General features: G+C 49.6%; 25 protein-coding genes. 11 read left to right on the top strand and 14 right to left on the bottom strand.

Annotation, left to right across the window (positions count from 1 at the left end; all coding sequences use genetic code 11):
• From TH61_RS06015 to TH61_RS06000, 4 genes are all read right to left on the bottom strand, one after another.
• Nucleotides 1-1,413, bottom strand: a complete 1,413-nt coding sequence (locus TH61_RS06015; protein WP_157600596.1) for a hypothetical protein — start codon at nucleotides 1,411-1,413, stop codon at nucleotides 1-3.
• A 20-nt stretch (nucleotides 1,414-1,433) separates the two neighbouring features.
• Nucleotides 1,434-1,835 carry a hypothetical protein gene (locus tag TH61_RS06010; RefSeq protein ID WP_157600594.1) on the bottom strand — a complete coding sequence of 134 codons (402 nt, stop codon included), beginning with the start codon at nucleotides 1,833-1,835 and terminating at the stop codon, nucleotides 1,434-1,436.
• A gap of 104 nt (nucleotides 1,836-1,939) precedes the next feature.
• Entirely contained in the window at nucleotides 1,940-3,013 is a 1,074-nt protein-coding gene (gene prfA / locus TH61_RS06005; protein WP_066507215.1) for a peptide chain release factor 1, read from the bottom strand.
• Between the two features lie 188 nt (nucleotides 3,014-3,201).
• Nucleotides 3,202-4,188, bottom strand: a complete 987-nt coding sequence (locus tag TH61_RS06000; protein ID WP_066507211.1) for a dipeptidase — start codon at nucleotides 4,186-4,188, stop codon at nucleotides 3,202-3,204.
• A 169-nt stretch (nucleotides 4,189-4,357) separates the two neighbouring features.
• Here TH61_RS06000 and TH61_RS05995 point away from each other — a divergent pair, with 169 nt between their 5' ends.
• Nucleotides 4,358-5,545 carry a class I SAM-dependent rRNA methyltransferase gene (locus tag TH61_RS05995; protein ID WP_066507209.1) on the top strand — a complete coding sequence of 396 codons (1,188 nt, stop codon included), beginning with the start codon at nucleotides 4,358-4,360 and terminating at the stop codon, nucleotides 5,543-5,545.
• A gap of 191 nt (nucleotides 5,546-5,736) precedes the next feature.
• Here TH61_RS05995 and TH61_RS05990 read toward each other — a convergent pair whose 3' ends face one another.
• From TH61_RS05990 to TH61_RS05975, 4 genes are all read right to left on the bottom strand, one after another.
• Nucleotides 5,737-6,108 carry a hypothetical protein gene (locus TH61_RS05990; RefSeq protein WP_066507207.1) on the bottom strand — a complete coding sequence of 124 codons (372 nt, stop codon included), beginning with the start codon at nucleotides 6,106-6,108 and terminating at the stop codon, nucleotides 5,737-5,739.
• 15 nt (nucleotides 6,109-6,123) lie between these two features.
• Complete coding sequence (locus TH61_RS05985; RefSeq protein ID WP_066507205.1) at nucleotides 6,124-7,539, bottom strand: rRNA methyltransferase; 1,416 nt, start codon at nucleotides 7,537-7,539, stop codon at nucleotides 6,124-6,126.
• 90 nt (nucleotides 7,540-7,629) lie between these two features.
• Nucleotides 7,630-8,703 carry a hypothetical protein gene (locus TH61_RS05980; RefSeq protein WP_066507203.1) on the bottom strand — a complete coding sequence of 358 codons (1,074 nt, stop codon included), beginning with the start codon at nucleotides 8,701-8,703 and terminating at the stop codon, nucleotides 7,630-7,632.
• Nucleotides 8,704-8,757: 54 nt separating this feature from the next.
• Entirely contained in the window at nucleotides 8,758-9,180 is a 423-nt protein-coding gene (locus tag TH61_RS05975; RefSeq protein ID WP_157600592.1) for a hypothetical protein, read from the bottom strand.
• A gap of 205 nt (nucleotides 9,181-9,385) precedes the next feature.
• Here TH61_RS05975 and radA point away from each other — a divergent pair, with 205 nt between their 5' ends.
• The 5 genes from radA (at nucleotide 9,386) to TH61_RS05950 (ending at nucleotide 15,053) form a co-directional block, all read left to right on the top strand.
• Nucleotides 9,386-10,765, top strand: coding sequence for a DNA repair protein RadA (radA, locus tag TH61_RS05970; protein WP_066507196.1), 1,380 nt, complete (start codon nucleotides 9,386-9,388; stop codon nucleotides 10,763-10,765).
• Nucleotides 10,766-10,859: 94 nt separating this feature from the next.
• Nucleotides 10,860-12,293: a redoxin domain-containing protein gene (locus TH61_RS05965; protein ID WP_066507193.1), complete on the top strand. Its 1,434-nt coding sequence runs from the start codon at nucleotides 10,860-10,862 to the stop codon at nucleotides 12,291-12,293.
• Nucleotides 12,294-12,414: 121 nt separating this feature from the next.
• A complete protein-coding gene (locus TH61_RS05960) occupies nucleotides 12,415-13,440 on the top strand; it encodes an SPASM domain-containing protein (RefSeq protein ID WP_066512559.1) in 1,026 nt (341 codons plus the stop codon).
• Nucleotides 13,441-13,537: 97 nt separating this feature from the next.
• Complete coding sequence (locus TH61_RS05955; RefSeq protein WP_157600591.1) at nucleotides 13,538-13,966, top strand: hypothetical protein; 429 nt, start codon at nucleotides 13,538-13,540, stop codon at nucleotides 13,964-13,966.
• 124 nt (nucleotides 13,967-14,090) lie between these two features.
• The gene (locus TH61_RS05950) at nucleotides 14,091-15,053 is read left to right on the top strand and encodes a mechanosensitive ion channel family protein (RefSeq protein ID WP_071887795.1); all 963 of its coding nucleotides are present in this window, start codon (nucleotides 14,091-14,093) and stop codon (nucleotides 15,051-15,053) included.
• A gap of 41 nt (nucleotides 15,054-15,094) precedes the next feature.
• Here the strand turns inward: TH61_RS05950 and TH61_RS05945 are convergent, their stop codons facing one another.
• The 6 genes from TH61_RS05945 to TH61_RS05920 all read right to left on the bottom strand — a co-directional run bounded on the left by TH61_RS05945 (nucleotide 15,095) and on the right by TH61_RS05920 (nucleotide 19,156).
• Complete coding sequence (locus TH61_RS05945; RefSeq protein WP_066507189.1) at nucleotides 15,095-15,433, bottom strand: hypothetical protein; 339 nt, start codon at nucleotides 15,431-15,433, stop codon at nucleotides 15,095-15,097.
• 242 nt (nucleotides 15,434-15,675) lie between these two features.
• Entirely contained in the window at nucleotides 15,676-15,864 is a 189-nt protein-coding gene (locus tag TH61_RS05940; protein ID WP_066507187.1) for a hypothetical protein, read from the bottom strand.
• Between the two features lie 204 nt (nucleotides 15,865-16,068).
• Nucleotides 16,069-16,866 carry an inositol monophosphatase family protein gene (locus tag TH61_RS05935; protein WP_066507185.1) on the bottom strand — a complete coding sequence of 266 codons (798 nt, stop codon included), beginning with the start codon at nucleotides 16,864-16,866 and terminating at the stop codon, nucleotides 16,069-16,071.
• Between the two features lie 25 nt (nucleotides 16,867-16,891).
• A complete protein-coding gene (locus TH61_RS05930; RefSeq protein WP_082780309.1) occupies nucleotides 16,892-18,070 on the bottom strand; it encodes a DUF4105 domain-containing protein in 1,179 nt (392 codons plus the stop codon).
• Nucleotides 18,071-18,083: 13 nt separating this feature from the next.
• On the bottom strand, nucleotides 18,084-18,779 hold the full coding sequence (gene rsmI / locus TH61_RS05925) for a 16S rRNA (cytidine(1402)-2'-O)-methyltransferase (RefSeq protein WP_066507182.1): 696 nt from the start codon (nucleotides 18,777-18,779) through the stop codon (nucleotides 18,084-18,086).
• Nucleotides 18,780-18,910: 131 nt separating this feature from the next.
• Entirely contained in the window at nucleotides 18,911-19,156 is a 246-nt protein-coding gene (locus tag TH61_RS05920) for a 4a-hydroxytetrahydrobiopterin dehydratase (RefSeq protein ID WP_066507180.1), read from the bottom strand.
• 229 nt (nucleotides 19,157-19,385) lie between these two features.
• Between TH61_RS05920 and TH61_RS05915 the strand changes: the two genes are divergently transcribed.
• The 5 genes from TH61_RS05915 (at nucleotide 19,386) to TH61_RS18020 (ending at nucleotide 24,146) form a co-directional block, all read left to right on the top strand.
• Nucleotides 19,386-20,243 carry an SDR family oxidoreductase gene (locus TH61_RS05915; protein ID WP_066507177.1) on the top strand — a complete coding sequence of 286 codons (858 nt, stop codon included), beginning with the start codon at nucleotides 19,386-19,388 and terminating at the stop codon, nucleotides 20,241-20,243.
• Nucleotides 20,244-20,307: 64 nt separating this feature from the next.
• Entirely contained in the window at nucleotides 20,308-20,595 is a 288-nt protein-coding gene (locus TH61_RS05910; RefSeq protein ID WP_066507175.1) for a hypothetical protein, read from the top strand.
• A gap of 53 nt (nucleotides 20,596-20,648) precedes the next feature.
• Nucleotides 20,649-20,891 (top strand): hypothetical protein, encoded by a 243-nt coding sequence (locus TH61_RS05905; protein ID WP_066507174.1) that lies wholly within the window; start codon nucleotides 20,649-20,651, stop codon nucleotides 20,889-20,891.
• 184 nt (nucleotides 20,892-21,075) lie between these two features.
• Nucleotides 21,076-21,774 (top strand): metallophosphoesterase, encoded by a 699-nt coding sequence (locus TH61_RS05900; RefSeq protein WP_066507172.1) that lies wholly within the window; start codon nucleotides 21,076-21,078, stop codon nucleotides 21,772-21,774.
• A 323-nt stretch (nucleotides 21,775-22,097) separates the two neighbouring features.
• On the top strand, nucleotides 22,098-24,146 hold the full coding sequence (locus TH61_RS18020) for a choice-of-anchor D domain-containing protein (protein WP_082780308.1): 2,049 nt from the start codon (nucleotides 22,098-22,100) through the stop codon (nucleotides 24,144-24,146).
• Nucleotides 24,147-24,267 lie beyond the last annotated feature (121 nt).

Raw genomic sequence — 24,267 nt, 5'->3', positions numbered from 1 at the left:
TTAGTCTATAACTTCTAAGGCGCCTACGTCTGGCGTGGTCTTGTCGCGCTCTTTGGCCTCATAATCCAGCAAAATGCCCGCCAGCGGGGTGCCCGCTTTGTTGGCCGGTGAGAGCTTGATGATCTGGAAATCAAACTTGGGCGCGTCCCTGAACTTGGGGTCCACGTTGATTTGGTTGTTGTTGCCTGCCAGTTCAGCGGCGTAGGCCACCGTCTTCACAAAGGAATGCCGAATGGCTCTGGTAGAGCCTAACGTGGCCGGTCCGAACTGGAGTTCCTCGTCCTGCCTTCCCCAGAGGATGCTATTGACTACTTCTACTTGATACCGGGCCTTTCTGGTATTCCCCAAATCCTCCTGAAATACAAAGGACGGAGTAAAGCGCACGAAATCATTCGCGTAATTGGCCAGCGTGCTGAAGTAGATTTTATACTGTCCGCCGCCCAAGCCTGCCAGCGCATACTCGCCGCAGTTGGTGATGATGCTGTTGATGAGGTTCACATTTCCGCCGTGGCTCAAGACCCCCGACTGGAGCATGGTTTTAATGAAGGTCTGTTCCAGCGTGATGGAGGGGATTTGGTTTCCCTGGGCGGTGAGCAAGATGCCCGTGACCGCGTTCTTAATCTCGGTGTACTGCATTTTATTGCCCGTGCTGGTAGGGCCAAACTCTAGTCCCTGCCATTGGCCGGGGGCGTTTCTATAGTCTTCTTCCTGCCGAACCTGCTGAAAGCGCACCCGCTCTTTCTCTTCGCCGCGTACTAGAAGCGTGCCTAGCACTTTGAGCTTGGCGTTCTTGTGCAGATGAATCTGGGCGCCTTTTTCAATAATTAAGGTACAGCCTGCCGGCACCGTCACTGAGTCATAAATGACATGCGCCTTGCTGGCCGTCCAGGTTTCGGCGCAGCCCGCCGTGTATTTTCTGTAGAAGGCCGCGTTCTGCCCGTAGGCCTCCAGAATTACCTGCTGTTGGTTTCCGTTGGTTAGGAACTGGATGGAGTCTCTCACCAGAAACGGCTGGTTGTCTGCGGTAGGGTTGATGGTGGCTTTGACCAAAAGCAAGAGGCTGTCGCCGCCCCGCACTTCCACGCTTTCCAGCAAGGGCCCCGGCCTCCCGTTCACAAACACCTTAAAAGGTGATGCACCCATCCCCGCCACCTTAATCTCAGAGATGCGCACCGCGTTTTGGTTGCTGTTGTAGACCTTCAGGCGCTTGGTCACGCTGCCCACCTCGGTAAACACTGTGTCAAACACCACCGTGTCTGCCTCAAACTTGAGGATGGCGCTGGCGTTTGGGGTGAATTCCTCGTCCTGGGGGGTGCAGGCAACAATGCTCCATACCGCAAACGCCACCATAGCCAAACCCTGCACCATGGTGCGAAGTGGAGAAAAGGCAATTATTGGTAGGCGATTATTCATGTTACTAAGTGTATATCAGACTATGTGTAGCTGGCTTCTGGTTCATCTGTTATTATGTCTATTCTAACTGTTTTGTTAGTGTAGTAGACAATCGCAATTCCAACTAAAATAGATACAGCACTAAGACTGTAGGACTCCAAGTTGCCAGTTACAGACCCTGCTACATACCCAAATAAGCCTCCTACAAGCTTTAGGCTCGAGCTTACAATAAGAAATAGAATGGCCCAGATTTTTATCCCACTTCTAGCATATTCATGTTTTTTAACAACCAAAGCAAGTATGGTACCTTGAATTGCTATTGGAAGAAGGCCAAGAAACTGCGAGTAGCCAACCACTAAGACTAGATTCCACAGAAATAGTGCGCTAAGGATTGAAATTATTGTCCAGTAAAAGACAGTATTGGTAAAAATGGACTTTCTCATAGGTGTGATTTCGTTTTTAGCCTGTTTCCTGAAAAATAGCCCAAAAACGGCAGAAACAAAAAAGCGCAACCCAACGGGTTGCGCTTTCCTTATATAATAAGAGCTTACGCTTGGGCGCCTTCTTTCAAGCGTTCGGCGTTCTCAGCTATTCTTAGCTGTTCCACAAACTCGTCAATACCGCCGTCCATTACGGTTGGCAGGTTGTACACAGTCAATCCAATGCGGTGGTCGCTTACGCGGCCTTGCGGATAGTTGTAAGTTCTGATTTTGTCAGAACGGTCACCACCGCCCACCATGCTCTTGCGCTGGGCGCCTTCAATCTCATTTTTCTTGGCCAGCTCCTGCTCATAGATACGGGAACGCAACACGGCCAGGGCCTTGTCAAAGTTCTTCATCTGTGATTTCTGGTCCTGGCACTGGGCCACCAAACCAGTAGGTAAGTGGGTCAAGCGTACGGCAGAATACGTGGTGTTCACCGACTGACCACCCGGGCCCGAAGAACAGAACAAGTCCTTCCGGATGTCATTCATGTTCAGGTCAATGTCCAGTTCCTCCACTTCGGGTAAAACTACCACAGAAGCCACCGAAGTGTGGATACGACCCGCCGTCTCCGTAGCCGGTACGCGTTGTACACGGTGGACACCCGACTCAAACTTGAGCTTGCCATACACGTCTTCGCCTTTAATGCCTACAATCACTTCTTTGTAGCCGCCGGCGGTACCTTCCATCACGTCAATCACCTCCATTTTCCAGCCTTGCTTCTCCGCAAAACGGCTGTACATGCGGTACAGGTCACCGGCAAACAGAGAGGCTTCATCACCACCTGCACCGGCTCTAATCTCCATGATAATGTCCTTGCTGTCATCTGGGTCAGTGGGAATCAGCATCTCTTTGATGGTCTCTTCCATCTGCTCGCGCTGGGGTAACAGCTCGTCTAGTTCCTCCTTGGCCATCTCCCTGAAGTCCTCGTCCTTCTCCGTGGAAATCACCAGTTTGGTATGCTCAATGTTGCTCAGCAACAGTTTATAGCGCTCGTATTCGGCCACGATTTTTTCCAGGTCCTTGAACTCTTTGTTCAGGGACTTGTATTTTTTCATATCACTAACCACGTCCGGCTGGATCAGTTGTTGGCTCACGTCCTCAAACCGAACCTTGATCGCTTCCAGTTTATCTAACATCTTCTGCGTTACTTAATTCAGGGGGCAAAGATACGAAATTTCCTGCGCAACTGGCAGTGTCGTTTTTGCCCTGTTTTCTGGGAAACAGCCCAAAAACGGGAAAAGTGCGATACAGGATTCTAAATCTGAGACGGAAGGGAACAGAATAAACAAGGCCCATGACTACGGGCTTCAGCGTCAGAATTCCCTTATTTCCACAGCTGTTGCATAAACCTGAGCGCGTTGCCGTAACTGATAGCCTCTAACTCCTGAGTGGACACTTGCGCTTCCAACTCCTGCAAAATGCTCTGATACTTGGTGGCGTTTCTATGCTCTGGATGAAAGTAAGATTCCCCGCCCTCCATCATCCCCGACTCCTGAAAGAAATCCGCCCCAAACGCCAGCGCCTGCGGAGCTTGCTCCAAACCATACAGAATATGCTCCAGCAGAACCTCTGGCTTTTCTGGGTGCACAAACTTCTTCAGGAAATTGATGCCTATCAACCCGCCTCTGCGCACTACCTCCTGTACCAGTTCATTAGGCAGGTTTCTGGGGTTGTCATACACGCTTCTAAAGTTGGAATGGCTGGCAATGATGGGAATGTCCAGAGAGTTTTTATCTATGAAGGTAAGCAGGTCAAAGGCTGCAGCATCTGAGGTGTGCGCTAAATCCACGGCAATGCGCCTTCCGTTTAAGTAGCGTAACAGTTCCTCGCCGTCTGGCTTCAACCCAATGCCTGGCGTGAAGTTGCCACCCGAAAACCGGTTTTCATCTACATGGGTAAGCCCGATGTAGAGCAAGGGCCCGGCCAGTTCTATAATTTTCTCCAAGCGCAGGAAAGCGTTGGCCAAAGGCTCGCCTTCGTCACACAACCCAGAAGCGTTTTCAATGGCAGACACTATCGCAATCCTGTTCTCTTGCAAGACCTGTCGCTCCAACTCCTTTGGCTTAACCAAGGTGAAAACGTCACTCCCTTGCAATAGAACCTCCCTGAAAAGATGTGCCTGCTTTAACGTGAACGCAGAACTGTCGGGCTCGGTGGGCGTGAAGAACGCCATGGTCTGCAAACGCACCCTGCCCGACTGCAAATGCGGAATGGCACAACCAATGATGTCCTCGTCCAGGGCGGTGGACCCTTCAATCCAAGCCAGGTAACCGGTCAGGTCGCAGTGCAGGTCAATGATGGGCCATTTCATATGGATTGATGGAGAGATTGAAGGATTGAATGAATAAGAATTAACGCGGTTTCTGGGCAGTTTACGGCATAGAGGATGACACTGCACAACAATGCCGTATTTTTTGCCGAATTTTGGAAAAACAAGTCAAAAACGGCAGTCCTCCAAAACTGCCTTTCTTTATATTCTTATGGCATCCTTACCTTCTATTTTACTACACAACGGCAAAGAGCATTCCTTAAAGCGTTTCCACCCGTGGGTTTTCTCGGGGGCCATTAAAAAGATTGAGGGCGATGTGCAGGAAGGCGACATTGTGGCCGTGTATACCCACCGCCGTGAGTTTCTGGGCATCGGGCATTATCAGCCGGGCTCTATTGCGGTGCGCATCTTCTCTTTTCAGGAAGTGGAGATTGACTACGCTTTCTGGAAAAGCCGGGTACAGCGCGCCGTTGACTACCGTCGGGAGCAAGGTTTTCTGGACACCCCAGACACGGATGTGTACCGTTTGGTCTTCGCCGAGGGAGACAGTCTGCCTGGTCTCATCATTGACGTCTATGGCAATACTGCCGTCTTGCAGGCGCACAACGTGGGCATGTTCCACGTGCGTCAGCAGATTGCGCAGGCCTTGGTTGAAGTCTATGACGGCAAACTGACCGCTGTTTACGACAAAAGCGCTGAAACCCTGCCGGGCAAAGGCACCGAGCAAGGCCAGAACGGCTACCTGATTGGCGAAACGTCTACTCCGCACGTGGTCACCGAGAACGGCAACAAGTTCTTGGTGGACTGGGTAACTGGTCAGAAAACCGGCTTCTTCATTGATCAGCGCGAAAACCGTGAGTTGCTGGCCCATTATTCCAAAGGCAAGACTGTCCTCAACACCTTCTGCTACACCGGCGGTTTCTCCATCTACGCCCTCAACGCGGGCGCCGAAGCCGTGCATTCTGTAGACGTTTCCAAAAAAGCCATTGTGCTCACCGAGCAGAACGCCGAGCTAAACAACGGCCAGGACCGCCACGAAGCCTTTGCCATGGATACGTTTGACTTTATGAAAGGCCGCGAAGACTTTTATGACGTGATTGTGCTGGACCCGCCCGCCTTCGCCAAAAGCCAGAAAGTGCGTCACAACGCACTCATGGGCTATAAACGCCTGAACGCCGAAGCCATTGAGAAAATTAAGCCGGGCGGTATCATCTTCACCTTCTCCTGCTCGGGCGTGGTAGACAAATACCTGTTCCAGAGCACGGTCATGGCCGCCGCCATAGAAGCCGGCCGTAACGTCAAAGTCATGCACCACCTCTCCCAACCCGCAGACCACCCCATCAGCATCTTCCACCCAGAAGGCGAATATCTGAAGGGCTTGGTGCTGTATGTGGAATAATGAGTATCAAGTAGCAGGTATCAGGGAGCAAGACTTCAGTTGATTTAAACGGAAAGCCTCCGCTGTTTACATACAGCGGAGGCTTTCCGTTTTTGGTTTGGTTTCTGGAAATTAAGCCAAAAACCGCTTCAAATATCTAAGGCGTGAACTAAGCGCGGATTCTCCCCTTGAGGGGAGCGTAGAGGGGTGTCTTAGTCTTGAGTAGAAGAGGTTGCAACCCTATTGAAGAAAGGATATTTAGGGTGATATTCTACTTTGATTGAGTCGCCAATACTAGCCTCAGTGTCTCTAGAGTCATCTTTGTAAGGCTTACCATCTACGTAAAATTGATAGGATAAGGAATATTCTTGAGACACCGCGCAGTTCCCTAAATAGTTTCTCTCACTTATGATTTTAGCATAGATGGTTTTTGTATTATCATCAAGCATTTCATCTTCTATCCATCTTGAGGCTCCAACATAAATAGTATATCCTATGAGATAAATAATGATTAAGGCTCCAACTATTTCTGAAATGCCCCATAGTTTACCTGAGGATTTCTTTTTCTTCTGTTTCCCTTTCATAACATGAAAGCAATATTACTGGTTCGCCAACACAAACTGCCTCTCCAGATTCTCCGGCTTAAGCACTTCATCCAAGCTCATTCTAATCCGCCATTCCTTGGGGTAATGGTTGTTGACGCGGTTCTGTAGTTTCTTTCCCCAGCCCAGTGGAACGCCGTTGAATTGTACCAGCACCCAGCCGTTGGCCGAGTCTTCCAGCACCACGTCTTCGCGGTGGAGGAATTTGAGGGCGGTGGCCAGGTCTACCTCGGCGTGGGGGAAAGCGTCTGTGGACAAATGTTGCGACAAGGCGAGGGCGGGTAGAGGTTTGGCGTTGTTTTTCATGACCTCAGCGAGTTCAATGCCTCCGTAGACCACGCGAAGGTTCTCATAGAGTTGCTCCAGTTCCAGCATCCAGGCCTTGGGCAAGGCACGTAGGGTTTCTTTGTGTTTTACAATTTCCCAATCGCTGGGCGCACTCAGCCAATCCTGCACCAGGGCTTTCTCTTGTTTAGAGGCAGACACCAGGTACGGGCGTTTGCTCTTGCGGTAGTTGCCGGCTTCGTCGCCTTCGGTTTTGCGGACCACGGCCAGGAAGAAGCCCTCGCCCTGGGTTTTATGCGGATAGAAGCGGTACCCGCGCATGCCCTGTTCCTGGGTTTCGGTGACGTTCCATTCAGATTGCAGAGTCAAAGGCACAGTCTCTACGTCCTGTTGTTGGGATAGCCAGGCCAGGTTCTCTTCGTTCTCTTCTGAATTGTAGGTGCAGGTGCTGTAAATGAGAACACCGCCGGGTTTCAAGGCATCCCAGACGTCCATAAGGATTCGGCGCTGGCGCTCAGAGCAGAGTTTGACGTTGGCCTCAGACCATTCCTGAATGGCATCGGGGTCTTTCCGGAACATGCCTTCGCCGGAGCAGGGCGCGTCTACCACCATGACGTCAAAGAAACCAGTCAAGGCGCCAATGTGACTAGGGTCATTGTTGGTGACTACTACGTTCCCGCTTCCCCATTTCTGGATGTTCTCTGCCAGAATATTGGCTCTGGGTTTGATGACTTCGTTGGCCACCAACAGGCTTCCGGCAGAAAGCAAAGAGGCAATGTGGGTAGACTTTCCGCCAGGGGCACCGCACAAATCTAATACCGCCAAGGATTCTTCTAAATCTACGCTCTGCTTTAAGGCTTGCTCCAGAAACATAGAGCTGGCTTCCTGCACGTAATACGCCCCACCATGGAACATGGGGTCTAGCGTGAAGCTGGGCCGTTCAGAAAGGTAGAAACCGGTCTCGGTCCAAGGCACGGGCGTCAAGGAAGTAGGCAAAGAGGTCTTGTTGGCGTTCACCCGTATGCTGATGGGCGAAGGGCTGGTCAAGGCTTCTTTGAAGGCGGTGTAGTCCTCTTCCAGTTGGGTTTGCATGCGCACCTGAAAGGAAAGCGGAAGTTGTATAGACATGGCTGGTAAACGTCAAGGTAAGGCAGAAGAAAGCTCAACTGCGGAAAAGCGTTTTTGGCCTGTTTTCTGGAAAAGGGCCCAAAAACAAAATTATTCTGCAGGCAGGATAGGCTCTTTGCGGGTGGTGATTTTAGAGGGTTTGCGCACCGTGCGGGTCTGGTACACCGGGTTGTCCACGAAGGCCACTACTTTCAAGGTCAGGTCCAGGCCGGTGATGGTGCTGGGGTTCTCGAAGCCCAAGTACAGATAGCCGTCATCGGTTTTAGGGGTCTGGTTGGCCATTATTTTGCCGTAGTCAGAGAGCACGTCCTGTCCTTTGGCCACGCCGTAGGGTTTCCAGCCGTCTTCGTCCTCCCGGAACAGGTTGGCATTGGTCTTGTTAAGTAAATAGTAGCTGATGTAGCCACTACTTTTCACCTGCGGTAATTGCGGTAACAGCCCCAACCCGAAGGCCACCAACGGGTTGCTCCCCGTCAGGAGAGCCGTCGCGCCTTTGGCCAGCAGCTTACCAGATTCCTGCAAGGCTTCTACTGATTCCTGCCCTACGCCTACCCAATACACCCAGTGCTTGGTGTTGGCGGGCAGTTTGAAGCGCTCGGTGGTTCTGTTGTTGCTGGTGATGTTGGTGACGGAGGCCAGCCGGAAGGTCTTATCCAGAATGGTCTCTGCCAGTAAATCGTTTTTCACCAATACCTTCTCCGTGGCGGTAGTCCAGGTAGTGTCTTGAATAGTGCGCCAGGCTACGTGGGTATTGAAGTTCTGCGCTATGGCGTTGGCCGGAATACGCGTTAACGTGAAGTGGCTCTTGGTGCTGGTAGGCGAAAGGCTCTGCAAGGTGATGGTGTACACCGACTTCTGCGGAACGGTCAAACGCAACTTGCTCAGCTTCTTGGTCTCCTCCACGCTATACAGCGGTGAACTGGAGTAGAACTCCTGCACCGTCACTTTGTAGTTGACCTTCGCTTTGTTGTCCAGGTCCAGCACCAACACGTCACCCGCCTGAAACGCATATTGCAATTGCGTGGCCGGTTGTTTGGCACCGGCTACCTGCACCTCTAAATCGGCAATCTTAAGGGCCTTGCCAGATTGGGCCTGCAGGTTCACAGAAAGGGAGAAGCATAAACCGGCAAGAAGGACAAGGGACCTAAGGGAAAAGCTAGACATATGGGCACGAGGTAAATTCCGTTTTCAGCGCAATTTACGAAAAACGCCTCAGAATCAGTACCTCTCCTCTAGCCACAGCTTTCTAGCCACGCCTACGCCTACCATGTTTCCCTGTCCGCCCCCGCGCAAGAGAATGGCCACGTTCTGTCCTTCATAGAGCTCATTCATGCTGATGGTCTTTCCGTCCAGTCCAATAATTTGCGTGATGGGCGTCACCAAGACAAAGGCTCTGGTAAAGCGCGCATACTGGGAGTTGGTGCCTTCTACTTCCAGCGTCACCTGCCCTTGGTCATACACTTTTCTAATGACGGTGCCCCGCACGTCTACGCGTCTTAAAGGAAGGGTGGGCTCCGCTTCCTCGGTGGCTGGAGCATTGGTGGTTTTGGTGGGTGTTTGCGCGCGCTGGCAACTAGTGAGCAAAGTCAAGACCAGCAAAAAAAGAAACGGTAAACGAATATATAAATGGGAGTGATTCATCTTTAGAGACAATTAGTTACCTCTTTTAAACGGAATAACGGGTGTGGAGATATACTGCGTGTAAGGCGAGATTTATCAGAAATTTTCATGTTATAAGGAGCCAAAGGCGTAGTTTTTTTGTTTTCCTAGAACCCACGAGCGGTGCCAATTCCCTTATTGTTTCACTATCTTGGCACCATGACCGCCGTGCGGTTTTCTATACTTTATGGCTAAAATCAAAACAGCATATTTCTGCCAGAGCTGTGGTGCGCAGTCGGCTAAATGGGTGGGTCGTTGTCCGGCCTGCGGTGAGTGGAATACCTATGTAGAGGAAGTGCTCTCCCGCGAGGACGTGACCCCTACCTCGGCCTGGAAAGTGGGCACCAGTAGTCAGCAGGTGGCCAGCAAACCCAAGCCCATCGCAGAAATCACCTACTCAGAACAGCACCGCATTGAAACCCAGGACGGCGAATTAAACCGTGTATTGGGCGGTGGCATTGTGCCCGGGTCCATGGTTCTGATAGGCGGAGAGCCCGGAATTGGAAAGTCCACGCTCATGCTCCAGATTGCCCTCAGCCTCAAGAACCAGCGCGTGCTCTACATCTCTGGCGAGGAAAGCGAACAGCAGATTAAAATGCGCGCCGAACGTTTGGGTGCCCAACACCCTAACTGCTTTATCCTCACAGAGACCGGCACGCAAAACATTTTCAAGCAGATAGAACAGCTCCAACCCGAGGTCCTCATTGTAGACTCCATTCAAACCCTGCATTCCTCTTTTATTGAAAGCGGGGCAGGCAGTGTGGCGCAAGTGCGCGAGTGTACGGCAGAGCTCTTGAAGTTTGCCAAGGAAAGCGGGACGCCCGTGTTTCTGATCGGCCACATCACCAAGGAAGGTTCTTTGGCAGGTCCTAAGATTCTGGAGCACATGGTAGACACCGTGTTGACGTTTGAAGGCGACCGCCATATGACCTACCGCATCTTGCGCACCACTAAGAATCGCTTCGGCTCTACGTCTGAGCTGGGAATCTATGAAATGCTGGGCACGGGCTTACGGGAAGTGAGCAACCCGTCTGAGATATTGATTTCCCAGCGCGAGGAGTCCTTCAGTGGCATTACCATTGGCGGTACCATGGAAGGCAACCGTCCATTATTGATTGAGGTGCAAAGTTTGGTGAGCCCCGCCACCTACGGTACGCCCCAGCGCACGGCTACCGGCTTTGACGTGAAGCGCCTGAACATGCTCTTAGCAGTATTGGAGAAACGCGGTGGCTTTAAACTAGGCACGCAAGACGTTTTCTTAAACATTGCGGGTGGCTTAAAGGTTGAAGACCCAGCATTGGACTTGGCCATCTGCGCGGCGCTGCTTTCCTCGTTTGAGGACATCGCCATTCCACATACCACTTGTTTTGCGGCAGAAGTAGGCTTGGGCGGTGAGGTGCGTGCGGTACATCGCATTGAACAGCGTATTTCTGAGGCCGAGAAGCTGGGCTTCCAAGACATCTACATCTCCAAGTACAACAAGAAGGGCGTGGACTTTAGCCGGTTCAACATAAGGATACATGCGGCCAGCAGGTTAGAAGAAGTTTTCAGCGGATTGTTTGGTTAAGGCGCTCAGATTGAATGATTTTATGAGAATTGGCGTTTAGTCATCATTCGCTTTTAGGATAAAATCATCCAATTACATATTTACACGGTCAGGAATGCGGTATCAACACTTCTCAAAGATTCTCTTTTCGGTTTTCTTCTTGTTTGTGCTGGTTGTGCAGGCGCAGGCGCAGAAAACCGCGACTATCACTGGCAAGATTAGTAAACCCATCAGTGATAGTGCCTTGGTAGAACTCTACACTTTGCCGGCCTCTTATTCGGGGAAGTCTTATACGGCGGCGCTCAACAACAGCGGTGAGTTTAAGATTACGGTACCTTTAGAGGAGGCCATGGTGGCGGAGTTGGTGCACGGTCCGGAGTCCATGATTCTGTTTCTGCAGCCAGGCAACAACCTGGACGTGCGGGTAAACACAGACGATTTTCTGAATACTATCAAATACAAGGGCACCGGGGCCAATGAGAATACCTACTTGGTGCAGTTTGAGCAGAAGTTTGAGGAAGAGGAAGACTACCAGGTCTTGCCAGACAATGTGCACAAGCGCGAGGCAGACTTTATCAAGTTCTTAGAGGAACGCCGCAGTGACCAGCGCGATTTCCTGGAGAAGTACGCTAAGAAATCCCCTGTCTCAGAAGCCTTCCAGAACTACGCCAAAGCCCAGATTGAGTATAGCTACGCCAATGACCGCCTCACCTACGCTGAGCTTAGAGTCCGGATTGGGGGCTTGGCGCCAAAGCTTTCGGCTAGTTACTATGACTACCTCAAGAAGATGGATTTGAACCTGCCGGGCGCCACCCGCAACCAAGCCTATCTGGATTTCTTGGTCAATTATTTTCAATACAGAGCTTTGGGAGACCGCCGCGGCAACGTAGAGAAAGACTATTACCCCATCATGTACAAAATGGTAAAGGAAGAACTGAAAGGTTCTGCCCGAGACATGATGATGGCCCGTATCATTTCGCAGTCGGCGCGGTTTGGCTATGTGCCAGACACGGACGCTATGTACTCTGACTTCCAGAAGCAGGTGCAAAACCCGCAATATCTTGCCTATGTGAAAAGCCAGTATGGCCAGTACCAGAAAGTAGGTATGGGCTCTCAGGCGCCAGACTTCAAGTTGATGTCTGCCAAAGGCGATAGCGTTTCTTTAAAAAGCTTGAAAGGCAAATTAGTGTATCTGGGCTTCTGGCGCCCATTGTGCGGCATCTGCCAGGTAGACCAGCAGGCCTATAAATACTTTGTGGAGCAGTTGGCAGAGAAAGGCATCACGTTTGTGCAGGTGACCGTGGGCGAGGAACTGGCCAACTGGAAGAAAACCTTGGAACAGAAAAAATACCCTGGTTTGCACTTGTTCTCCGCAGACATGGAGGACAAGGTGGTGAAAGCGTATGAGGTGAAGAACTTCCCGTCGTACTTCTTGATTGCGCCAGACGGCAAGCTCATCAAGACCAACGCGCGCCGTCCCGGCTACGCCGAGGGGGCTCGGGAGATTGCCGCCTTGGTAGACCAGTACAGAGCCTCAAGTATCAAATAGCCGCTTTTGGCTTACTTTTAAGAAAACAGCCCAAAAACGTAGCTGTTTCTAATTTGAATGCGTTGATGTGCTGACTACTTTTGGCACATCAACGCATTTACCTTTTTATACCACCACTTCCTTGACCAGAGGCGCCCTACAAGATGGATTGAATTTTGTGTCCAAGTTGACACCGCGTCGTGCTTGGAATACCCTACAGGTGGTTAGCAGTTACGCTTTGGCCCGTGTCACCAAAAAGCCACGCCATTGGGGAAGTCCCGTGAGCATCTCGTTTGAGCCCACCACGTCTTGCAACCTGCGGTGCCCCGAATGTCCCAGCGGCCTTCGGTCTTTCACCCGGCCCACCGGCATGCTGCCTGACAACCTATTCAAGGAGACCATAGACCAGTTGCACCAACGGCTGCTGTACCTGCTGTTCTACTTTCAGGGAGAGCCGTATCTGCATCCTTCGTTCTTAGGCTTGGTCAAGTACGCTTCTAAAAAGGGTATTTACACGGCTACTTCCACCAATGGCCATTACTTATCTGATGACAATGCCCGCAAAACCGTTGAATCTGGTTTGGACCGGTTAATCATCTCTCTGGACGGCACTACGCAAGAAGTGTACAAGCAGTACCGCGTGGGTGGCCACTTGGACAAAGTACTGGAAGGCACCAAGCGTTTGGTCAAGCACAAACGTGAACTCAAGTCCAAGACGCCGTACCTCATTTTTCAGTTTCTGGTGGTCAAACCCAATGAGCACCAGATTGAAGATGCCAAACAACTAGCCAAGGAACTAGGCGTGGACGATGTCTGGTTTAAGACGGCTCAGATTTATGACTATGAGAATGGTTCGCCGCTCATCCCTACCATAGACTATTATAGCAGATACAAAGAACAGCCTAACGGCACATATTCATTAAAGAACAAACTGATTGACGGCTGTTGGAAGATGTGGCATTCCTGCGTCATTACTTGGGATGGGCTGGTGGTGCCCTGCTGTTTTGACAAAGATGCCCATCATAGGTTAGGCAATTTGCAAAATCAATCGTTTAAAGAATTATGGCGCAGCGACGCCTACCGCACCTTTAGAGGCTCTCTCTTGCACAGCAGAAGCACCATTGACATGTGCCGAAACTGCTCTGAGGGCACCAAAGTCTGGGGATGACCTCTCTTGGGCTTTTCTGTTTTGACGTGATTCTATTCTTTAAAAGGAGCAGATTATGTCTTCAAAATTACTTTTCCTTATCCCTGTATTTCTTTTTTTGCCAACCTTAAGCCAGGCTCAGACCGCCAATGAATATGAACGCGGCGTGGTGGTGGGCTACGCGTATGCCAAGACCCATTTTTTTCAACTAGGCATTCTGCACGGCAAGCACTACAAAGAGGCGCACGCGTCTGCTTACGGCTACGGGGCAGGCGTAGAATTAGGCGTGTTGGACCATGAGGTGACGCTGGGCTTGAAAGGATTCTTAGAGTACTGCCCGTTCAAGATTCTGGCCACCAGAATGAATGCGATTACCTATCTGCGCGAGGACCGGTTGGACCTACGGCTGATGCCCGAGGTGGGAGTCACGGCAATGGGCAAGGCTACGCTGTTGTACGGTTACGGTTTGCCCGTGGCAGGCAGAGAGATGCAAGGCATAAATGAGCACAGGATTTCTCTCTCGTTCACGTTCTTTACAGGGGAGTAACAAGATAAATGAGAGCAGATTAGCGTTAGACCTTGTATAGTCCTTATATTTCCAGCAACTTACCCAAGGCCTTTTGCCGTAAGGGACTAAGTTCCCTGTTGTTCACCCACTGCTCCTATCACCTGTGACCGAAATAAATCAAGCGTTTCAATTACTTCTGGCCAAACTAGAGCTGTGGCTGCGCGCTCTGGTGCTCATGCTGCCCAACCTCATCATTGCCACGCTGGTCTTGATCCTGACCTTCTTCGCGGCCAAGGTACTGCGCAAAACATCAGACAAGCTTCTCATCAGGTTCACGCACAGCAGTTCTTTGAACAACCTGGTGGGCACTACCGTCTATGTGGCCATCATGACGCTGGGCATCTTCTTCACGCTCAGTATCCTCAAGTTGGACAAGACGGTGACTACCTTATTGGCGGGTGCCGGTATCATCGGTTTGGCCTTGGGTTTCGCGTTCCAGGACATTGCCGCCAACTTCATATCAGGGGTAATCATTGCCATCAGAAAGCCTTTTGTGGTAGGGGACGTGATTGAAACCAATGAGCACTTTGGCACCATTGAGCGCATTAACCTGCGCACCGTAGACGTGCGTCGCCAGACCGGCGAGCTGGTGAAAATTCCCAATAGGAAGGTGTTTGAGACATCGGTGATCAACTTCTCGCATTACGGCATTAGGCGCATTGACTTGAAGGTGGGCGTGTCCTACGCCGAGGATCTGGAGCGCGTGCAGGAAGTGGTAAAAGAGGCTATGACCGGCATCAAAGGCATGATTGAAGGCAAAGAGGTGGAGGTGGTCTACACAGATTTCTCACCTAGCAGCATTGACTTTTTGGTGCGCTACTGGATCCACTACAAACGCCAAACCGACTTCGTCTACGCCAAGAGCGATGCCATCATCAAGATTAAAAAGGCTTTTGACGAGCAAAAGATTGAGATTCCGTTCCCTATCACCACGCTCAACTTTGGTGTGAAGGGCGGCAAAGACCTGTCCATACAAGTGAAAAACGGCCAATCCCATTCCCCCGAAACAGAATTGAAGGTGAACGCCTCAGAAGAGACGCCAAAAGAGAAAGGGGAGAACGGTTAACCGTTCTCCCCTTTCCTATGCTAAGCAGCCTGTAATGCTGGCTATTTTGAGTTTTTGTCTAAGTTCTTGCCCAAGTCTTCTACCTGTTTTAAGAACGCATCAATTCCTTGGTCTGCATAGGTACCGTATGAGTTGGAGATGGTGCCCTTGGTGCCGTCTGTGCACTCAATAGCATACAGAATAGACATGTCGTCTGGGTCAGTTTCGCCCTCAAAGCGGTAGAAGTCCACAATCTTCACGTCCTCAATGGTGTAGCTTTTTTTGCCGTCCAGCGTCCAGAGGCGGTTGTCCTCGCCCACTTTAAAGTCTTGCGTGAAGCCGTCTTTGTTTAATCTAGCCTCCACGTTCACGAGGCTTCTTTCTTCTTCCTTGTCTTGCATAACCAAGTATTTTTTAGGTGTTCAATATCCGAAGTTGGTTCTCGGCTATACGTAAAACCCGCAAATGGTTTTCGGCTATATTCAAAGCCATGAATATAGTAATTGACAATCAGTTGTTTGAGGGTTTGGCGTGATGCTCGTTTTTGGGCTCTTTTCTGGGAAACGGGCTAAAAACGGAAAGAGAAGCTCATAAAAAAAGCCACTCTTTTGGAGTAGCTTTTCATCTATATTCTGAAATAAAATTACCGGGCCATTTTACCCTGCCTGGCTTCTATCTCCTTCTGAATCTTGTTCAAGTCAATGGTGGAGCAAGCGCCGCCGCAGCCTTTGGCACAGCCCGTGTCCTTAGAGAAGAAACTCTTGTAGCCAATACGCAACACATACACGCTTGCCAGCGCGAAGAAGATGAAAATGATGATTTCCTGAACCATAGCCCTACAGATTAAACCAGCCTAGCGGCCTCTCTACCAGAAGTAACGCCCGCAAAGGTACAAATAGTTTAAGGGATGACGGAATTGTGAGGTGTGCTAAAGGATACTGATGCTGTTGCCTTGAAGTCGTTTTTGGCCTCTTTCCTAGAAAACAGGCCAAAAACGGTTGAGTAGCTGTTCACTGCTTCCTGTTAATTGGACCTACTATCTCCAGATAGGCTCCGTCAAGGCTAGCATTTCCTGCTGGATGGCTTGGCCGTTGCTGGCGCAAATCTGCCGCCCGAATAGATAACCGTTTTCGCCTTTGAAGTCTGTGACTACGCCGCCGGCCTCCTGCACGATTAAGGCGCCGCCCGCTACATCCCAGGGGTTGAGGTTGAATTCAAAGAAGCCTTCAAAGCGCCCAGCGGCCACATAGGCCAAATCCACGGCGGCAGAACCAAGTCGGCGTACGCCATGCGACTGTTGCATGAACTTGCCCAAGACCTGTAGGTACTCATTCATTCTCCCGAAGTCATGGTAGGGAAAGCCCGTGGCAATGAGTGAGTCTGCCAGAGAGCCCGCTTTGGAAACGGAGATGCGGTTTTGATTGCAGAAGGCGCCGCCGCCCTTCACGGCATGGAAACACTCGTCCAGGTTGAGCTCATGCACCACGCCCAAAACCAGTTCCTCGTGCTGTAGCAGGGCCACGCTGATGGAGTAGACCGGCAGGCCATGGATGAAGTTGGTGGTACCGTCCAGTGGGTCAATAATCCAGTTGTATTCGTCTTTCTGAACCGAGTTGGTTCCTTCTTCGGTGATGAACCCAGCCTCTGGCAACAGTTTTTGCAGGCCTTCTACCAGTTGTTGTTCGGCTTGTTTGTCCACGTAAGACACCAGGTCGTTGTGGCCTTTGCGCTCCATCTTAGACACATCAAACTGCGCAGCCTCTGCCTGTATAAAGGTTCTTACTTGGGCCGTTAGCGCGATGACTTGTTCTTTGAGGGATGCTAAATCTGCCATGGAATGGATAGGTTGAAGTTTGAAATTACCGTAGCGTTCGCCAGATATAGATGGCTCTAAGTGCTAAGGTCAATACGAGCGGCAACAAGGATGGATGATATTCCTGTGGCAAAAACTTCCAAGCCAGAACCAGTACTACCATAACTATGCCCGTCACCAAGAAATAAGGTTTGAGCCAAGATGGAGGATTCTTTTGCAACAACAGCAGGCCCGTAATCAGGTGCACCGGGAAAGCCCACAGCAGATTCAGGTTGCCGGCAAAGGACTGATGGTCGGTGCCAAACCACAGGAACAGCACTACAAATCCAAAAAAGCCGGTTAGGGAGAACAGTACTACATCCAAACCTCGGCCCGCCTTTTTGTTTCTGAATTGCAGGAACGTGATGATGGTCACTAGTACAAACAAGGTCCAGAAGACCACCATTGGTGTCACCAGAGAATCATTAGCAGGTACCGCAGTGGCTTCATAATGCTTGATGACCGGTCCCGCAAAGGCTACAGCACCTGTAGGCGTTTGCAACTTGGCTTTCGCGAAGCTGGCCAGCAAGTAGTCTGGCAGGAACATGGCTTCCCAAACACCGGTTTTCTCATCTGAGGGCAAACCCATGGCCAGGTCCACGCCCAGGTCCACCCACGGGTGCGGCGTCTGGTAAATGCCTACCATGCGTCTAAAGGTGCTGGGCGTGCCAGGTATGTCTGAAGGGTATTGCAGAGAATCACCCAATGTCTTTTTGAAAACGTCCCGGATGCGGGTGGCGCAGTTGTCCTTCAGGAAATCATAGAGGTACTCACGGTTCTGAGGCTCATAGTTGGTTTCTAGGAAGTCCATGACGCGCTGTTTCTGCGCCGGGGTAAGGTTCAAGACTTGCTCGTAGACAGAGCGGTTGTCTTCTATGTTGCGGTCTTTCAGTTCTGAGAAATAGCCGGGTGCCAGCTGGTACATCAGCTTGCCGCGCACAAACTTCACGTAGAAATTGGGCGTGTTGAAATTGAAGGTGCCGTAGTTGAAGGCATAGTCCATGCCGTTGGCTGGGTCCACTATCCTAATGGCACTGTGGCCATACATGGAGTACAGCTCGGCGCCCGGCGAAACAGTGATCAAGCTGATTTGAGCCTGGGGAGACAAGGGTAAGGCCTTGGCAGAACCGCCAAATGCCAGCAACAAACACAAAGCGGCAATTTTCTTAATGAAAGAGGACATCATTAGAAGCGAAGGGTTATTTTTTACTAAAACCGTCTACTACCACCACAAACTCACCTTTGATGGCCTTGGTCGTGAAGATTTCCGCCAGCTCAGCCAGCGTGCCGTTCAAGGTCTCTTCAAACATCTTAGAGATTTCTCTGGAGACGGAGGCCTGTCTGTCGGGCCCGAACACTTCTTTGAACTGCTCCAAAGTTTTAAGCACCCGGTGCGGCGATTCGTAGAAAATCATGGTACGCTCTTCTAGGGCCAAGCTTTGCAGGCGGGTCTGGCGGCCTTTCTTTACCGGCAAAAAACCTTCAAACGTAAACCTATCCGTACTGAAACCCGATTTTACCAAGGCCGGCACAAAGGCAGTGGCCCCAGGCAGACATTCCAGCTTAATGCCTTCCTGCACGCAGGCGCGTACCAATAAAAAACCAGGGTCTGAGATACCGGGTGTGCCCGCATCTGAGATCAGAGCCATTTTTTCGCCTTTCTTGAGACGTTCTACCAAGTGCGCCACGGCTTTGTGCTCATTGTGCAGGTGGTGGCTGTGCATGCGCTTCTCAATTCCTAAGTGGTTGAGCAGCTTACCACTGGTGCGGGTGTCTTCAGCTAGGATCACATCCACTTCCTTGAGCACTCTGATGGCGCGCAGGGTGATGTCCTCCAGATTGCCAATAGGTGTGGGCACTAAATATAAAACGGTTTCTTCTTGGGGCTGAGCCATAGCCCAAAGATAGTGCTTTTTGAGTTCTGAGTCTTGAGTCCTAACCTTAGAGTCAGAATTCTCACTTATTGGGGGGAGGAGAAAAGCGTTTTTGGCTTGTTTTACCCAAACCAGGCCAAAAACAGAAGTTGTTATTGCCCTAAGGTCTTGGCTATCTCGTCAATCTGCTTGGCCAGTTCCCAGTCTTTTTCGGTGACAGTGTTGCCGGCGTCATGGGTGGTCAGTTCAATGTTCACTTTATTGTAGACGTTGCTCCACCAGGGGTGGTGGTTGAGGTGTTCGGCGGCCTCTGCTACTTCACTCATAAACACGAAGGCCTCTTTGAAATCCTTGAACGTGAAGCTCTTTTTCAAGCTATTGTCTTCTTCTTTCCACATAACTGCTCTGGTTTAGGTTGGAGCTAAAGCAATGTACAAAGAGCATGCCTTGATTGTGCCTCTGCCATGCGTTTTTGTGCTCTTTTACGGAAATCAGGCCAAAAACGGCTCCCTTCTTTTTTGCTTTTCGTATTTCCTTATTCCGTTCGTCTGTAGACCAGGTTATCCTTAAGTGGATTTTTTAGATGAATAGAACTCCTATCAGAAACTATTAATCAACAATAAAACCATGGCAGATAAGAATCCTAAGAAAGTGCCCGACCAGCACCAAAGCAAACAGCCAGGCTTGGAGCATAAAATGACACCTGAGCCTATTGTGATCAGAGACAACTACAAAGGCAGTGACAAGCTCAAAGGTAAAAAGGCTCTCATCACTGGCGGTGACAGCGGCATAGGCCGCGCGGTGGCCGTTCATTTTGCCCGCGAAGGCGCCGATGTAGCCATTGTGTACCTAGATGAGAACCAAGACGCTAAGGACACCCAGCAGATGGTGGAGAAGGAAGGCCGCAAATGCGTGCTCATCAAAGGCGACCTGCGAGATGAGAAATTCTGCAAAGACGCCGTGAAACGTACCGTGAAAGAACTGGGCGGGCTGAACATCCTGGTCAACAACGCCGCCGAGCAGCATGAGAAAGAAGACCTTCGCGAAATCACCGCGCAGCAGCTGGAGAATACCTTCAAGACCAACATCTTCTCTTTTTTCTATGTGACCCAGGCCGCTTTAGACCATCTGCAGAAGGGCGATTCTGTCATCAATACCACTTCTATCACGTCGTACCGCGGCTCTGACCATCTCATTGACTACTCGGCTACCAAAGGCGCCATTACCACGTTTACGCGGTCCCTCTCCCAGAACCTGGCCAAGGAAGGCATCAGGGTGAACGCCGTAGCTCCTGGGCCCATTTGGACGCCGCTCATTCCGGCCACGCTGGAAGAGGTAGGAGATTTTGGCAAGGACCAGCCTATGGGCCGACTGGGTCAGCCCTCAGAGGTGGCGCCCGCCTATGTGTTTTTGGCCTCTGAGGATGGTTCTTATATCACAGGTCAAGTCATTCACATCAACGGCGGTGAGATGATAAACGGGTAAAGCTTAACCTTTCCACGTGGAAAAGAGTAAACTACCAGACAATATTCACCTAATTCTAACGCCTATGGCTACTGAAGATAAGCAACACCCCAATGGTCATGATCGGCCGGTGAGGGTTATTGATGACACAGCTACCAACATGGAAGACATGATGGCAGGACACATCATCCCGGGCGCAGATCCGCCCAAGAATGAGGCCCAACGCGGTGGCTTCGGGAATCGTGACGGCAAAGAGGGCTACGGCTCTGACAGCTCTGACGGCCCGTCTAGCGTAAGCGTGAACGAGGATGCAGACAGCACAGAGCATCCAAAAGACAACATGCGCACCGACGACGAAGGTCGCGGCACCTGATAGAACCAGTGCCTTTGATTAATTGTTGAACCTAACCAGAAAAGGAGGAAATCATGCCCTATAACAGCAATAACACCAACCAAAGAGGCAGTGAAAACAAAGGAAACCCGTCTGGCCGTGGCCAGAGCAAAGCTGATGTAAAACAGCCCGGTAACCCAGACCAAATAAAACGGGATGAGGAAATTGTGGCCAAGCACGTGCGTGAAGGCGAACGTCCAACGCAAGACGCTGTCACCCATCCCAACCGTAACACCAATAAAGAAGATATTGACAAACCGCCCTACAGCGGCTCATAACTGAAATATCCTATATTCAAGAAAAACGCCTTCTCTCACGGGAAGGCGTTTTTTTATGTCCGTTTTTTACCTGTTTTCTAGGAAATATGCCAAAAACACAATGTGCGCTCTTGTGATCTGGTTATTAATATTCCCAAGCATCAGACTTTATGTCTATATTTAGCTTCTTAAGCCTATTCCCCCAATGGCCCGTTACGCTATTTCTGACATACACGGTTGTTTGGCCACCTTCAAGGCCATGGTGGAGCAAGTGCTTAAACTTGAACCTAATGACCATCTCTATCTTTTAGGGGACTACATCAACAAAGGGCCAGACAGCAAAGGCGTTTTAGATTATATTCTGCACTTACAACGCTCCGGCTTTCAACTCACCTGCCTGCGCGGCAACCATGACCAGTTGCTGCTAGATGCCATAGATAAAGGAGTCCATACCGTTTGGCTAACCCCTGAAGAACAGCAAGCCACCTTGCAAAATTTTGGAGTTGAGCGTTTTGAGGATATACCTGTGGGTTATATCCAATTTATCAGGTCTATGTCCCTGTTGGTTGTACTAGACGATTATATCTTAATACACGCCGGGCTGGACTTCTCTCAAGCCAATCTCTTAGCCACTGATTCTTACACGCTTTTGAATATCAAGCGCTTTCAGCCCTCTGTAAGAAAACTGGGAAAAAGGATTTTGATTCATGGTCACCTGCCGGTGTCTATGGCCAGCATAGAGAAGGCTGTTCAGCAAAACAGGATAAGCGTGAACCTGGATGCCGGTTGTGTTTACTATAAGAACGCTGAATTGGGCTGGTTGTGCGGCTATGATTTAGATAAGCGACAGTTGTTATGGCAGAGGAATATAGAAGATGAATATGCAATTAAAGTAAAAGAATAGATTGTTGGCTTAGCTAGGTCTTGAAATAGTTGGAAATCCTACTTTCTGATTTTTAAAGGCAACTACTTTATATTCAGCAGGTTGATTTAAGGAGTGCTGTTGTGACTTGAAAATATTGAATAAAGCTGATAAATTATCTTCACTGGGATTGAACTATTCTTTACGGGAATAGTTATGAAGAAGCCTTTAATATAGGAAATTTACATATTGAATGTTGCCTATATTTAGTTAAAAAAATAAAATACTCAGCAATTAGTATTGAAACCGCGAATAAAAAACCATATTTTTGTAATCAGTAATAATAGGCTCAAAAAGAAAGACTTATGAAACAAACTTTACTCAGTGTCAATTTAAAGGGATTAAGAGGGGTACGCGCAGTAATGCTTTTGGCCTTTCTAAGCCTGTTTTCAACAATTAATGTATTTGCACAAACAGCATCTCTGCCTTATACAAACCGAAGCAACTGGGGGCAAGCATCTTATCCTTTACCCTCTGGATGGTCTAGAAGCAATGCTCAGACCTTTTCAGGTGAGATTGGTGGTACTAGCACATTGCCACTTGTGTCAGCCAAATTAGCATTAGGTGGTTCAGGTATATCTAATAGTGATGGCGATTATATTTCTATTGCATTTGATCAAAGGCCAGGTGCAATATCATTTAATGCTCGTGTAAGAGCAACTTCAGGAACAACAAGTCCTGGATTCACTGGAGGTATTTTGGTTGTAGAGCAGTCAACACTTGCTGATGGCAGTTCAGGATATAACACCTTACCAAAACAGCAAACTACGTCACTGGCTACTACAGCTGCTGGAACTCTCATTACTTTTACACCACATGCAAATGCAAGAAGCATTAGAATAAGATATGCTCAGCAAGGATCAGAGGCGCTTGCTAGTGTAGGTATTGATAATGTCGCCATTACAGGAACCCCAGAAATCTCTGTGGAAGCCGGAGGGGTGGCCTTTACTTCTGGTTCAGCTATACCTTTTGATTTTGGGAGTCAAGACGTAGGCACTACAACCCCTGCCACGTTTACTATTAAAAATACAGGAAGCACACTTTCCATAACTGGTAATGTGACCATACTTGGTACAGACGCTAATCAATTTGAAGTAACCAGTCAACCAACCGCATCCATTGTCACTGGTGGAAGCACCACATTCACAGTTTCATTCAAGCCTACCAATGCAACTCCTGCACTGAAGATAGATGCAACTTTGTCTATTCCCAACAATGACTCTGATGAGAATCCTTATTTGATTAAATTATCAGGTACTGCAGTAGAGGTATTAACAATTACTTCCTTTTCTCCAGCGGTAGGTCCTGTAGGTACAGAGGTTACTGTAATAGGTTCGGGCTTCACGGAGAACTTCGCCTTGGCCTTCAGTGACGGGGAAGGTGGCTATGTTTTCGCGGATGTAATCAACTTCGACAACTCTTCGCAAATTCGGGCCGTGGTACCACAGGGCGCCGGTACTGGCATCATCACTGTGGTGGACGACGCGGGCCTTGCCGAGAGTTCGGATGTCTTTACCGTTTTTGGTATTTCTTCATTTAGCCCAGGTGCTGGTAAAGTAGGAGATGAAGTAATTATTACTGGTTCAGGCTTCACGGAGAACTTCGCCCTAGCATTCAGTGACGGCAATGGAGGCTATGTCTTCGCAGACATAATTGGGTTTGACAGCCCAACCCAGATTCGCGCCGTGGTGCCAGAGGGTTCCGGAACGGGCATCATTACTATTGTGGACGATGCCGGTCTTGCAGAAAGCCAGGATGTGTTTACAGTTGAATCTACTCCCCTGCCAGTTGAGTTAGTAAACTTCACTGCTACTCCAACTACGGTTGGCGCTAAACTATCTTGGCAAACTGCTTCTGAGAAGGACAACGCTTATTTTGAAGTTCAGTCTACAAACAACTTGAAGTCAGGTGAGTTCAAGACGTTGGGACGTGTAATCACCCAAAACGGTAACAGCAACACCTTACTTTCATATGAGTTCTTAGATGCTACTGCTGCCAGGGGTACTACAGTATACTACCGCTTAAAGCAAGTAGATACGGACGGTGCGTTTGAATACAGTAAAGTAGTGTCTGTAAACATTAAGCAGGCTGCCAAAGGAAAAGGTTTGGTAAATGTGTATCCAAATCCATTTAAGGAGCAAGTAAATCTTGAGGTAGAAGTAGAGCAGGCTGGCGAAATGGTGGCCACGCTTTATGATGCTAGGGGCTATAAAGTGTTTGCAAAATCTATTTCAGTAGAAGTAGGTGTTAGCAATATCTTAGTAAACTTGCCTACTAACCTAAAGACTGGCTTGTACTTCCTGACTACGCAAGTAGATGGTACTACCAAGACCACTCGCTTGATTAAAGAATAAGCTCTTATACTAATAAAAAAAGCCTGAGCCTTCGCTCAGGCTTTTTTTATGTCCACCAGTGTAAATCAAAATGATGCTTCTCAAACCTCTCATGCAAAGCATTGGTTAATTGACGCATTCC

The organism is Rufibacter sp. DG15C (genome assembly GCF_001577755.1).
Classification (GTDB): Bacteria; Bacteroidota; Bacteroidia; order Cytophagales; family Hymenobacteraceae; genus Nibribacter.
This window is presented reverse-complemented; position numbering and strand designations above follow the sequence as displayed.